The following is a 12,803-nucleotide window of genomic DNA, read 5'->3' on the forward strand; positions in this document are numbered from 1 at the left end:
AGCCAAAAAGCCCCGGCAGCAATGCCGGGGCTTTTTGTATTTAACGTCTCGCTAGGCGATGCCGATCCCCATCAAAGTGACCAAGGTGACGCCGCTCACGGCAATCCAGAGCGTCACACCTTGCAGCATGGGGCGTAAGCCCACCCTCCCGAAGACCTCCCTGCTAAGCCCGAGCCCCACGAAGAACAGCGAAAACTTGAGGCAGTGCTTTGCCAGCGCGGCGACCTGGTCCCACTGGGCCCCGTATGCCGGCAGCGCGGTCCTCGTGGTTGCTGCGAGAAGAAACCCGATGATGAAAAGAGGGATGGTGATCCGCTCCCGCGTTCCTCTCAACAGCGCGAATCCCAGCACCACTGGCGTGATCCACATGGCCCGGGTCAGTTTGACGGTGGTGCCGATTCTAAGAGCCTCCGTGCCGTAGGTCGAGGCGGCACCGACGACGCTGCTTGTGTCATGAATAGCAAGGCCGGCCCAGGTTCCGAAGGTATCCTGGCTGAGGCCGAGCAGGTGCCCGATAAGAGGGAAGATGAGCAGAGCGAACGCGTTGAGGGTGAAGACGGTGCCCAGCGCGACCGCGGTCTCATCGTCCCTGGCCCTGAGTACCGGAGCCATGGCGGCTATGGCGCTGCCGCCGCAAATGGCGGTCCCCGCGGAAATGAGCAGCGAGGTGTTGCTGTCGGTCCCGAACGCCTTGCCCAAAAAGTACCCGACGCTGAGCGTCCCGCAGATACCCACGATGGTGTAAATGAGGCTCTCCTTACCCGTTTGCATTACGGTCCCAATCTCCAAGCCGAAACCAAGCCCCACCACAGAGAGCTGCAGGGTGATTCTGCTCAACCGTGCCGTGAGCTTCAGCCAGGGGTTCCCCAGGGTAAGAGCGAAGGCGATACCCAGCGCCAGCGCAAACCCTGTGCTCCCCCATGGTGCTGCCACTGCCACGAGACAAAGTGCCAAAGCCAATTTCATAACAAGTTCCCTCTGCATTTTCCCCTCCCATATGCGGAAATATGTGAGGATCATATCCTTCTTGCTATATAAATAAAAATGAGTAATATGAATTTTTTGGATCAGTTATATTTATGTTTGGAGGTGGTCATGGCGATAACCCTCAGGCAGCTTGAGATTTTCGAGAAGGTTGCCGTGTGCGGGCAGGTGACACAAGCCAGTGGCCAGTTGCTGCTGACCCAGTCAGCGGTGAGCATGGCCCTCGCAGAGTTGGAGAGGCTCGCGGGCGCCCCGCTGTTCGAGCGTTCCGGCAGGCGCTTGCTTTTGAACGACCGTGGCCGGCAGTTGCTCCCCGAGGCCCAGGACGTGCTGGCAAGGGTACGCAAGATTGAGCAGTTCCTCGAAGATTCGGTGGGTACGCCGGTAGGGACCTTGATCGTAGGTGCCAGCACGACCATCGGCAATTACCTGCTCCCTGCCATGATCGGCGAGTTTTCACGCCTTTACCCCGGTGCCAAGCCGCTGTTGCAGGTGGGCAACGCTCTCCAGATCGAGCAGGGAGTCGAATCGGGCGAACTTGACCTTGGCCTTATCGAGGGGCTGCAGCACCTGCCGTCTCTGACGGCGACCCCGTGGAGGCGGGATGAGCTCGTGTTGATCGTGGGCAAGGAACATCCCTGGGCATCCCTTGGGCGGGCGACTCCGGAGATGCTCGCCTCTGCAACCTGGATCATGAGGGAAAAAGGGTCCGGAACGCGGGAGGTATTTGAGACTGCCATGGAAAGGGCAGGGGTAAGCTACGTCGTGGCTCTTGAACTGGGACACACGGAGGCGATTAAGAAGGCCGTGGAGGCGGGGTTAGGGGTGGGGTGCATCTCGAGAATGACCGTGCAGCGAGAGCTCGACCAGGGGTGGCTGTTCGAGGTGGCCAGTCCGGTTGATCTGCAGCGCACGCTGTTGATCGTCACCAGGAAAAACGATTATCGCAGCGCGTTGTTGAAGGCATTTCTCGCCCTGCTGGAATGTAAGCTGGACTTGTAGGGCCAGGGGGGGCGCTCCCTAAGCGGTGATGATGCTTCATGGGAGTGAGAAGTAGAAGGTGGCTCCCTTGTCCGGTTCGCCTTCCGCCCAAACCGCGCCTCCGTGCCGCCTGATGATCCGCTCCACCGTCGCCAGCCCGATACCGAAGCCTCCAGACCGCTGCGCCCCGGGCAGACGCCGGAAGGGGACGAAGATCTCCTTGGTTTGCGCCATGTCGAAACCGATCCCATTGTCCCTGACAAAGAAAACGGTCTCGCCTTCACGGACGGTACTACCGAATTCGATTACAGTTTCCTCGCGAACCGCGGTGTACTTCCATGCGTTGCCCAGCAGGTTGGCCAGGACCGCCCTGAGCAACTGGGTGTCCCCCTGTGCCGAAAGTCCGGGCACGATGGCGAACCTCGCACGCCGCTGCGGCTCCGAGCGCGCCAGTTCGGCCGCAATCTCCTCCGCTTCGCGGCTGAGGTAGACTGTTTCCTGCTTCGGTTCGGCGTGCGCCATTTCCGCGAATTCGAGGAGGGCGTTGACCAGCTTGTTCATCTTCACCGTCCCCTCGTAGGCTTTTTGCAGGAAATCCCGGCAATCCTCACTCAACATCGTTCCGCAGGTCATGCTGACCGCCTGGCAGTAGCCGCTGATCAGGTTCAAGGGTTGGCGCAGGTCGTGGGCCACCGTGTAGTTGAAGGCGGTGAGGTCACTGTTCGCGCTCTCCAGTTCCTCCGCTCTCGCTGACAGGGCGCGGTTCAGATCTGCGATCTTCCCCTCCAGGAGCTTGCGTTCCGTTATGTCATCGACGATGGCAACCATGAAGGTGTCCTTGCCGGAGCGGTCCTGCACCATCGAGACGGTCAGCGATGCCCAGACGACGGCCTCGTCGTGCACGTACCGCTTTTCCAGGGAGTAGCTGCGCTGTTTTCCTGCCAACAGAAGTTCGTGGTGCGTTTTGCATACCGGCAGGTCGTCGGGATGGGTGAAATCGTAGATGGTTCCCGGTGCCTTGCCGCTGCTGCACCCCGCGATGTCGCAGTACTTGTCGTTGATGCGTAAGAAGGTGCCATCGAGGGCTACGTGCCCGACTCCTACGGCAGCCTGGTCGAAGGTGGCCTGGAGGCGCTGCTCGCTTTGCCGCAGCAGCTCGTTCTGCTCGCTGAACCGGTGTTTCAACTCCCTTACCTTGATGATCCTGACGAGAGCCGTGTGCAGCTTGGTAAAGTTGACGGGCTTGAACACGTAGTTGCTGAAGCCGAGCTCGATGGCGCGCACGAGGAAGCTGGTATCGCTGTAGGCGCTCACCGCTATCAGGTCGACCTCCTGGTCTAACTCCCGGATGTGGCCGGCCATGGTGAGGCCGTCCATGACCGGCATCCTGATGTCGGTCACCACGACCTGCGGCCGGTGCTCCTTGAACAGGGCCAGTCCCTCTGCGCCGTTCGCTGCGATGATGATCGTGAGCTGCGGGTGCTCCTCGCGCAGCAGGTCGCCGATAAGGTCCCGTGCCTCGGCTTCGTCCTCGACGTAGAGGATGCTCGTTACTCGCTCTCTGGAAGTTGGCATCTCAGACCTCGATAGTGAACTCGGCGCCGCCCTCGCGGTTTCGGGCGGTCAGTTTCCCGCCCATGCTCTGCTCGATGATCGTTTTTGACATGAATAAGCCGATGCCCGTCCCCTTGTCGGGTTCTTTGGTGGTGAAGTACGGCTCGAAGATCTTGTCCATGATTTCCTCCGGGATGCCTCCCGCGTTGTCGGTGATGGTCAGCACGCTTTTGCCGCCCTCGGCGGAGACCCTGATGGTGACTTTGGGATTGGGGATAGCTCTGTCACGCAGCGCGTCCCGGGCGTTGATCAGGATGTTGAGCAGAGCCTGCGCGTATTCGTTGCGGTAGCCGGTGGCGGTGATCTTTTCCTCAGGGCATTGCACCTCCACTTGAACGTCGTGCAGCGTTTCGCCCACCATGGCAACCGTTTTCGTCACCACCTCGCTGACGTCGAAGGTGGACGTGGTCTTGTCAGGAGTGAGGTAGAACGAAAAGTCGTTGATGGTTTTCGACATGTGCTCGATCAGTTCCACGCTGCGGTTGACGTTTTTATGCAGCATCTTGCCGGACAAGGTGCCGCGCTCGTGGCTGATGACCATGGTCTGCAAGATGGCGGCAAGCACGTTTAAAGGCTGCCGCCACTGGTGCGAGATGTTGACGAGCATCTCCCCCATAGCCGCCAGGCGATTCTGCTGCATCAGCATCTGCTCCCTGCGCCGCAGTTCCTCCACCGCGCGCAGGCGTTCCTCCGTTTCTGTTTTTAGAACCTGCAAGGCTTTCCTCAGTTCCGTCGTCCTCTCCTTGACCCGCTCTTCCAGGAGGTCTTTGGACTTTTGCAACTCCTCCTCGGCCAGCTTGCGCTCCGTGATGTCGTGGGAGATGCCCAGCACGCCGATGACCTCCCCATTCGCGTCGAGGTGGGGGGCCTTGGTGGTCAGGTAGGTGCGCGGCTTTCCTTCCACCAGCCTCGTCTCCTCGAAGGTCAGCATCTGCCCGTTGGTCATCACGATCTTGTCCTGCCACTTGATGTGTGCCGCGGCGACCGGGTCGATCAGGGCCTCGTCGTCTTGTCCGAGGATCTCGGCAACCGGTTTTCCTATCCTGCGCGCCCCTGGACCGTTGACCAGCTGATACCGGCCCTGGGCGTCTTTGATGAAGATGGAATTGTCTATGCCTTCGGTCACGGCTTTGAGCAGCGCGTGACTTTCCCATAGTGCCGCCTGGGACTTCCTCTTGCGTGCGATTAACCCCGTGACCCTCGCCAGGAACTCCTCCGCTTCAAACGGCTTGTCCAACGCGTCCTGGACCCCGGATTGCAGCAGGTGCACCCGCAGTTTCTCATCGACTTTCGCGGTCAACAGCAGGATGGGCATCTCGTCGAAGTCAGGGCGCCGGCGGATTTCCTTCACCAGGTCTTCTCCCGTCATCTTCGGCATCATGTAATCCGTCACCACCAGGTCGGGCCGCGACGAGAGCGCTTTTTCCAGTCCCTCGACCCCGTTCGACGCCGAACTGACCCGGTACTGCTCCTGCAGTATCGAGCAGATGAAGTCGTTCATGTCCGGGTTGTCTTCCACTACCAGCACCAGCGGGGCACCTGGCAACGCCGCTTCTTCATTCCACTTCGATGTGAGCACCGGGGCCGTCCCCTCGGTCTCGGTGAGTTCCAGCGGATGGATTTCCCTCGTGGCGGCCACCGCGGTCCCCTCCGGTGCCGCCAGCGGGATCGAGACTGAAAAAAGGGCGCCCCCCTCCGGTGCCGCCGTGACAGCCACGGTGCCGCGGTGCAGCGATACGAACTCCCGCACGATGGCGAGCCCGAGGCCGCTGCCGCCGTGACTGCGGGTCGGGCCGCTGTCGACTTGCCGGAAACGCTCGAAAACCGCCCGTCTCAGCTCCGCAGGGATGCCGGGGCCGGTGTCCTCGACCTCGAAGAGGGCGGACTTTTCTTGGGACGCCAGGGTAAGCCTGATCGCGCCGTGGGGTGGGGTGAACTTGAACGCATTGCCAAGGACGTTGACGAGCACCCTTTGCAGTTTTTGCGAATCGACTTCACCCCAAAGCTCATCCGGTGCGGTGATGATAAAGCGGATGCCGTTGTCGTCGGCGACCGTCTCGAAATGCGATGCGACAAAGCGGGTCAGCCAGGCGAGATCGGTACGCGCATACTCCATCTCGATCTTGCCGGCATCGAGCTTGGACAGGTCGAGCAGGTCGTTGACGTTTTTCAGCAGGAGCCGGGCGTTGCGCTCCACGATCGCGAGGTCGCCGCGCTGTTTCTGGTTGAGGTTGTCGGCGTTCATCAGCTTGCGCACAGGGCCGAGAATCAGGCTCAGCGGAGTGCGCAGTTCGTGACTGACGTTGGCGAAGAACTGCATCTTCAGGGTATCCAATTCCCGCGTTCTCTCGTAGAGGCGGGCCAGTTCCTCGTTGGCGGCTTTCAGTTTCTGGCTGGTCTCCGCTATCTCGCGCGACCTCTCGTACAGGTCCGCCTCGATCTTGAAAGAACGCTCGCGCCACTCGTCGGTGATCTTCGCTTGTTCCACTCCCTTTTGCTGGAGCTCCATGAACTCGGTGACGTTTTCCACCTTGTGCAGGATGTAGGCGAGAGAACCGTCAGGGGCGAGCACCGGGTAGTTGACCGCGCTCCAGTAGCGCACCTCGAAGCCACCCCCGTCGGGTCTGCGGACGTCGTGCCGCTGCAGCCCGATGGTGTCGGGCTGCCTGGCCTGCACAACGCGGTTGAACGACGCCCGGGAGTTGCGCACCGAGTCGGCGCCAGGGTCGTCCGGATTGTCCGGAAAGATCTCGAATATGTGTTTGCCTATTATCCCTTCTCGGGTGGTGAGGGTCGCCTCGAGATAGGCGTTGGTCGCGGCAACGGCGCGCAGCTCCGGATCGAGCACCAGGTACAGCCCCGGTGCTTCCTCGAAGAGCTTTTTGAAATCAGGAGCAGCCGACGGTTCCATCCGTACCTCTCATACCTCGATTCTGAACTCCGCGCCCGTGTCGGTGTTGCTTGCCGAGAGTTTCCCACCCATGCTTTTCTCTATGATGGCCTTAGACATGAACAGACCGATCCCGGTACCCTCGCCGGGCGCTTTGGTGGTGAAGTAAGGCTCGAATATCTTGTCCAGGATATCGTGGGCGATGCCGCCGGCGTTGTCCGAGATAGCGACCACGCTGCGTTCGCCCTCCCTGCCGATCCTGATGGTGACCCGCGGGTCCGCCACGTTCCTTTCCCGCAGTGCGTCACGGGCGTTCACCAGGATATTGATCACCACCTGCGCGTACTCGTTGCGGTAACCCATGGCGTGAACCGCCTGAGGCGGGGTGTCCACCTCCACGGTCATGCCCTGCAGTGTTTCCCCCATCATGGACAGGGCCTTCGCGATGACTTCCCCGACGTCGAAGGCTACCTTGGTCTTGTCCGGGTTCAGGTAGGCGGAGAAGTCCTCTATGGTCTTGGACATGTGTTCGATGAGCTCGGTCCCCCTGTCGGCACTCTTTTGCAGCATCTCCGATGAGAACGTGCCCCGGTCGTAACTCCTGGTGAGATTCTGCAGGATAAGGCCCAGCATGTTCAAAGGCTGGCGCCACTGGTGCGAGATGTTGGCGAGCATCTCACCCATGGCCGCCAGCCGGTTCTGCTGCATCAGCATCTGTTCCTTCAGCCTGAGTTCCTCGACCGCGCGCAGGCGCTCCTCGGTTTCCGCCCGCAGGCTTTGCAGCGCCCGCCTTAGTTCCTCGGTCCGTTCCTGGACCCGCAACTCGAGCGTGTTTCTGGCTTGGCGGACCTCCTCCTCGGCCTTCTTGCGCTCCGTTATGTCGAGCACGAATGCGACACCTTCTTCCGGGGCTTCAGGCAAGGTCGCCGCCCCGATGAGAACGGGAACCCTGGCGCCGTCGCTGCGGAAAAACTCCTTCTCGTAGGGAGTGTCCAGGCCGGTGGCACGTAACTCGTCAAGGGCGAAGTCATCCAGGGCGGCGTACTCCGGGGGGGTGAGATCGCTCCACTTTACGGTGCCTGCTTCCAGCTCGTGACGGCTCCTGCCCAGCATCCGCAGGAAAACGTTGTTGGCGTCAAGGATGTCGCCGCGCATGTTCCAGTAGATCAGGCCGATCATTCCGGAGTCGAAGATCCGGCGCAGGCGGGCCTCCGCCTTTTTCGGTTCGGTGATGTCGAGGGTGGCGCCGACCAGGCGGGTGGGGGCTCCATCCTCGTCGAAAAAGACCTGGCCCCTCGCCATGAGCCAGCGTTCTTTGTTGTCCTCGATGCCGATGGCCCGGTACTCGAGCCGGTAGATGCCGCCGCTGTCGGGTTGGAAGGACCTGTGCAGTGCTGCCAGCACGCGGTCGCGGTCCTCGGGATGAAGAGCGGACTCAAACAACTGGTAGCTTACCGCAGCCTCGGGTGCCAGACCGAAGTGACGCTTGGCGTGAACGGACCAGGTGAGATTGCCGGTGCCCGGCTCGAACTCGAAGGTACCGAGCCCTGTTGCGTTGATGGCCATCTGCAGGGTGGCCTCGTTGTAGCGCAGCCTCTCCTCGCTCTGCGTCAGCTCCTCGGTCCTTTGTGCAAGTTCCTGGCTCTTGTCCTGCTCGTTGCGGGCCAGTTGCACGTAATCGGAGAGTAAGCCGAACAGCATGACCAGGGCGCCGGCTACGACGATGTTGCGGCCCAGGTAAAAGGGTAGGTTGAACCAGTTCGATCCCAGCGCGTTCATAGCCACGGATGAGGTAGCGGCCAATTGGGAAAGGGCCGTGAAGGCAAAGAGGCGGTCGCCTGTGTCGAGGTAGGTGGCGGTGGCAACGATGGCGCTGGCAAATAGCATCCCCGCCAGGAACAACAGCAGGGCCGTTTCGGTCTGTGTGAACCGGCCACCGACCACCATGACCGGGAGCGCGTGATCCAACTTCACTACGGCGGTGGCGGCCAAGGTGACCGCCGCGACCGCTACCACAGCCATGATCCATGATGCGCGCCGGTCACGAGGGACCGGGCTGAAGGGAGCAATGATGACGCATGCGGCCAGGGTCGCCATCTGCAGGTTCACCAGCCAGGGCGAAGTGCTCGGCAGACTCTCGATGATGCCTCGATTACCCGGCAGGGTCGGGAATACCAAAAGGCGGAAGATGGAGTAGATGGAGTGAGCGAGGTAGGCGATTCCTATCCAGAACGGGGCGGGATATCTGAGGACCTGGTGTCGGCCGAGGGCGAGAAAGGCGACACAGAAGGAGCAAAGGGCGACGAAGGCATGAACCGTCGGCAGATACCACTGCACCACTTCGAACCTGGTCGGAGGAAAAAAGAAATAGACCACGACGTTGATCAAGCCGAGGGAAAGGGCGACAGCGATGATCACCCCATAAAGGGGGCGGTCCGGCCTGTTTATGATGAACCAGCTGTTGATCACAGAGATGCCGCCCTTTGTTCTGGTTGTAACGTTCACTGATAGAGAAGCCTTCATGGGGGGATAACATTAGAGTTCGATAATTATATACGGGCGAAGAGGGGTGGCAACTCTCTGAATCGAAGTGAGAGACGGTCCTGCTTCGAACCTTGTTGTGAGGATAGTAACGGGACGGGAATGGTTGAGATGATTTCATAGAGGGGAAGGGGAAGTGCGACAAATAAGCGGGACGGCTTCATCGAACCGTCCCGCTTGAGCACGCAGTATCATCTACCTTTGTAGGTCGATACTGCAGCTGGGGAGCCTTCCGTTGGATCCCGCTCGGCCGTGTGTTGCGCCCACCGCTCATGGGAAGGGGATGTCAGCGCGATGTCGGGACCTTCAGCCGGATCGCGACCGGGTGTAAAATCCTCGTGGCTGCCCTGGCGAAGGCTGGCGAAGGTTTTTTCTTGCGATTTCCTCTCCGCATTTTCGGCCAGTCGCTGACCTCCGATCGACCCTTGGTGCTTTCGGTCAAGGTCTGCAGTCGGGTCGGCATGTCTGTAGGTTTGATGTCCGTGTTTTCTCATGATTGACCTCCTCGGTTTGCCTCCTTTCAACATACCCTCGGAGCTGGTCATCTCATTGCCATTCCTTATTTTACGCCGATCACGGGTATGGCTGGGCGAATACTTCGTGCACCGGGAAAGAGACTGCAGGTGGTATTCGGAGAGCGGGGTGGGGGAGGAGTGTGAGGGGATTCAGGTAAACGGAGGACGGTACGCATCAGAAAAGAAAAACGGGGCCCGGCGAATTGCCGGACCCCGTTTCTGATTGATGGTGGAGCTGATCAGGATCGAACTGACGACCTCTTGAATGCCATTCAAGCGCTCTCCCAACTGAGCTACAGCCCCATTGTCTCTCGCGGATCGAAGGAAGAAAAAAGAGGTTAGGCTAACGCCCAACCTCTTGATCTTTTGGTGCCGAAGACTGGAATCGAACCAGCACACCCTTGCGAGTACTAGAACCTGAATCTAGCGCGTCTACCAATTCCGCCACTCCGGCTTGCGAGAGACCTACTTATAGCAAAGGAGCCGCTTCCGTGCAAGAAAAAAATGCCTGAATGATTATCTTTTTTTGCCAGGTTGCATAACTCATTAGAAAACCGAGGGAAGCAAAAAGGGGGGCGCGAGCCCCCCTCTGTCTTGCCGGTATCGTCGTGCTACGGTTATTCCCTGACGTAGGTGTCCATGTCGGATTCGTCCACCATGGCCATGATTCTCGCGTACTCAGCCTCGATGGTGAGGAAGTGGTTGTGGGTCTCATTGGCGTTCCACAGAAAGATTTCTTTGATGCCCGGGTCGGAGATCCTGCCCGCGGTTTCACGCAGGGCACTCTCCAGGTGGGTCTCTTTGTCCATCGCGTACTCCAGGGCCTTCTGCTCGGTGAAGTCGGAGTCGATGGCCTTCTGGATCGAGGTGACCCAAAGCGCCTCGTTTTGCGGCGGAGAGGTGATGAACTCCTCGAAGGAGCCCAGATCGTTGCCGTGGTAGGCCTTGAAGAATTGTGCAGCGTGTTCCTTCTCTTCACGTGCCAACTGCTCGAACAGTCGCTTGGCTTCCGCGTCCTTCATATGCTGTGCGCCGATCTGGTAGAAGTTCATCGCGTTCTTTTCAGTTTGAATGGCCTGTTTCAGTGCGTCTTGCGTGTCTTTCATTCACACCTCCTGTACCCTTGAATATCATTAAAGTGGTTGGTGTAAACATTATATGGGGTGTTATTTGGTTGTCAACCGGACCGCTTTGACTTGGCAATGTCAGTGGGGAAGGGGAGTACGGCGGCGAATAAGGAAGATGAGCGACGTATAATGCGTGGGGGCAAAAGATCAAACGCGAAGCTGGCGGATCAGTAATTCCTGAAAGGGGACTGCTTTGGTTGAGACTGTTGCTGAGAGGAAGGGAAACCTACTGAAAACAAAAAAGCGTTCCGGCTGTAAGCTGGAACGCTGTCTGTTCGTGTGGTGCCGAAGACGAGACTCGAACTCGTACAGGCTATCGCCCGCCACCCCCTCAAGATGGTGTGTCTACCAATTCCACCACTTCGGCAAGAAGAACCCAGTTTGTATCATCTACCGTGGCTGAAGTCAAGACCTAAAGCCGCTCTAGGTAACTTTTCCCGCACATATTGATCTCGTTCCCAAGGTCCGCCTTGGGAACGCAAAGCCTCTCCGAAGTTCCAACTTGCCTCGGATGCAAAGCCCGAGCTTTGCGCCATAATGGGGTTCCCAAGCTGGAGCTTGGGAACCAGGAAAAGGGGAGGGGGCAAGGACATTGTCGGCACTACACAAGGTGAGAGCTCGCGCAAACGAAAAAAGCGTCCTGGCTCTGTGAGCAGGACGCTTTCGTTGTTTCTGGATGGTGCCGAAGACGAGACTCGAACTCGTACAGGCTATCGCCCGCCACCCCCTCAAGATGGTGTGTCTACCAATTCCACCACTTCGGCAAGAAGAACCCAGTTTTTAACATCCCTCGAAAGAGATGTCAACAGCAAACTTCTAATTAACTACTTTGCCGGAGCTGCGGGGGCTGCCGGTGCCGGTGCTGCAGGCGCAGCCGGAGCGGCGGGCGCCACGGGCGCTGCCGCGTTGCCGGGTGCTGCCGGTTTGACCGGCTGCTGCAACGGCATACCGCCCATCGGGGCCGGCTTGACCTTGGGTGCCTTGGACATGATGGAAGAGCCGCCGCCTTTGCCGGACACGAAGGCCAGGGAGAGGGAGGTCAGCATGAAGATGACCGCTGCATAGGTGGTCAGTTTGCTCATGAAGGTGTTGCCGCCGCCCGCGCCGAACACGGACTGGCTGCCGCTGGCGCCGAAGGATGCACCCATCTCGGCCCCTTTGCCGGACTGCAGCAGGACGACAACGATGAGAGCGAAACAGACGATGACGTGCAGGGTTACCAGTAAAATAGTCATTAAAAACCTAACCTCCGAGAGTGTTCACGAGACTGCCAAAGAGACTGTTTAGCATATTTGCAAAAAATAACCAAGCCTTTATTCACCGAAACGGACGATGGAAGCAAAAGAGGCTCCCTTGAGACTGGCGCCTCCGACCAGGGCGCCGTCTATGTCAGCACAGGACATGAGCCCTTTGACATTGTCGGGTTTGACCGAGCCGCCGTAGAGTATGCGCACCTTGTCGGCAGCCGCCTGGCCGAACATTTTGGCGACAACGCCGCGGACGAAAGCGTGTGCTTCCTGTGCCTGCTCGTCGGTGGCGACCTTGCCGGTGCCGATGGCCCAGACCGGCTCGTAGGCGATGATCACCGGTGCCAACTGGGTTTCGCTGAGCCCTTCCAGGCCGCCCTGCACCTGGCGCTCCAGCACCTTGAAGGTGTCGCCGGCTTCGCGCGCCTCCAGCGTCTCGCCGATGCAGAAGATGGGAACCAGGGCGCCTTTGAGCGCCGCCTTAATCTTCTTGTTCACGGTCTGGTCCGTTTCACCGAAGTATTGCCTGCGCTCGGAGTGGCCGATGATGACGTGGCTTGCGCCGGCGTCGAGCAGCATGCGCGGCGAAACCTCGCCGGTGAAGGCGCCTTCCTCCTCCCAGAATACGTCCTGGGCAGCGAGGCTGATGCTGGTGCCGGCGAGCGCTGCGGGGAGGGCGGGGAGCACGGTGAATACCGGCGCCACTACCACCTCGACGTTGTTCACCCCGGCGACCAGCGGTGCCAGTTCCTCGATCAGGGCCAGCGCCTCGTCCTTTGTCTTATATAGTTTCCAGTTGCCTGCTATGACCGGCTTGCGCATTGGTTCCTCCAACAATGGTAGTGTCTGCAATCTCAGATGGCGGTCCGACCGGTCAGACTGGTCTGACTAGTCCGACTGGTCG

Annotated in this window: 9 protein-coding genes and 4 tRNA genes; 1 reads left to right on the plus strand and 12 read right to left on the minus strand. The window is 59.5% G+C overall.

Annotated elements, in window-relative coordinates:
* Positions 1–51: 51 nt before the first annotated feature.
* Positions 52–966 carry a YeiH family protein gene (locus tag JFN91_RS07505; RefSeq protein WP_236015021.1) on the minus strand — a complete coding sequence of 305 codons (915 nt, stop codon included), beginning with the start codon at positions 964–966 and terminating at the stop codon, positions 52–54.
* Positions 967–1,095: 129 nt separating this feature from the next.
* On the opposite strand from JFN91_RS07505, the gene JFN91_RS07510 reads away from it, so the two are divergent.
* Positions 1,096–1,986 carry a LysR substrate-binding domain-containing protein gene (locus JFN91_RS07510; protein WP_199388591.1) on the plus strand — a complete coding sequence of 297 codons (891 nt, stop codon included), beginning with the start codon at positions 1,096–1,098 and terminating at the stop codon, positions 1,984–1,986.
* Between the two features lie 36 nt (positions 1,987–2,022).
* Here JFN91_RS07510 and JFN91_RS07515 read toward each other — a convergent pair whose 3' ends face one another.
* The 11 genes from JFN91_RS07515 to tpiA form a co-directional block, all read right to left on the minus strand.
* Positions 2,023–3,540, minus strand: coding sequence for a sensor histidine kinase (locus tag JFN91_RS07515; protein WP_199388592.1), 1,518 nt, complete (start codon positions 3,538–3,540; stop codon positions 2,023–2,025).
* Position 3,541: 1 nt separating this feature from the next.
* A complete protein-coding gene (locus JFN91_RS07520; protein WP_199388593.1) occupies positions 3,542–6,490 on the minus strand; it encodes an ATP-binding protein in 2,949 nt (982 codons plus the stop codon).
* Positions 6,491–6,499: 9 nt separating this feature from the next.
* A complete protein-coding gene (locus tag JFN91_RS22380) occupies positions 6,500–8,938 on the minus strand; it encodes a PAS domain-containing sensor histidine kinase (protein ID WP_199388594.1) in 2,439 nt (812 codons plus the stop codon).
* A gap of 263 nt (positions 8,939–9,201) precedes the next feature.
* Positions 9,202–9,504 carry a hypothetical protein gene (locus JFN91_RS07530; RefSeq protein WP_199388595.1) on the minus strand — a complete coding sequence of 101 codons (303 nt, stop codon included), beginning with the start codon at positions 9,502–9,504 and terminating at the stop codon, positions 9,202–9,204.
* Between the two features lie 248 nt (positions 9,505–9,752).
* Positions 9,753–9,828, minus strand: a tRNA-Ala gene (locus tag JFN91_RS07535).
* A gap of 64 nt (positions 9,829–9,892) precedes the next feature.
* A tRNA-Leu gene (locus tag JFN91_RS07540) sits at positions 9,893–9,979 on the minus strand.
* Positions 9,980–10,142: 163 nt separating this feature from the next.
* Positions 10,143–10,631: a ferritin-like domain-containing protein gene (locus JFN91_RS07545; RefSeq protein ID WP_199388596.1), complete on the minus strand. Its 489-nt coding sequence runs from the start codon at positions 10,629–10,631 to the stop codon at positions 10,143–10,145.
* A gap of 301 nt (positions 10,632–10,932) precedes the next feature.
* A tRNA-Leu gene (locus tag JFN91_RS07550) sits at positions 10,933–11,019 on the minus strand.
* Positions 11,020–11,329: 310 nt separating this feature from the next.
* A tRNA-Leu gene (locus tag JFN91_RS07555) sits at positions 11,330–11,416 on the minus strand.
* A gap of 60 nt (positions 11,417–11,476) precedes the next feature.
* Positions 11,477–11,887, minus strand: coding sequence for a preprotein translocase subunit SecG (secG, locus tag JFN91_RS07560; RefSeq protein WP_199388597.1), 411 nt, complete (start codon positions 11,885–11,887; stop codon positions 11,477–11,479).
* 78 nt (positions 11,888–11,965) lie between these two features.
* A complete protein-coding gene (tpiA, locus tag JFN91_RS07565; protein WP_199388598.1) occupies positions 11,966–12,721 on the minus strand; it encodes a triose-phosphate isomerase in 756 nt (251 codons plus the stop codon).
* Positions 12,722–12,803: the final 82 nt, after the last annotated feature.

Source organism: Geomonas anaerohicana, from assembly GCF_016458305.1.
Taxonomy (GTDB): domain Bacteria; phylum Desulfobacterota; class Desulfuromonadia; order Geobacterales; family Geobacteraceae; genus Geomonas; species Geomonas anaerohicana.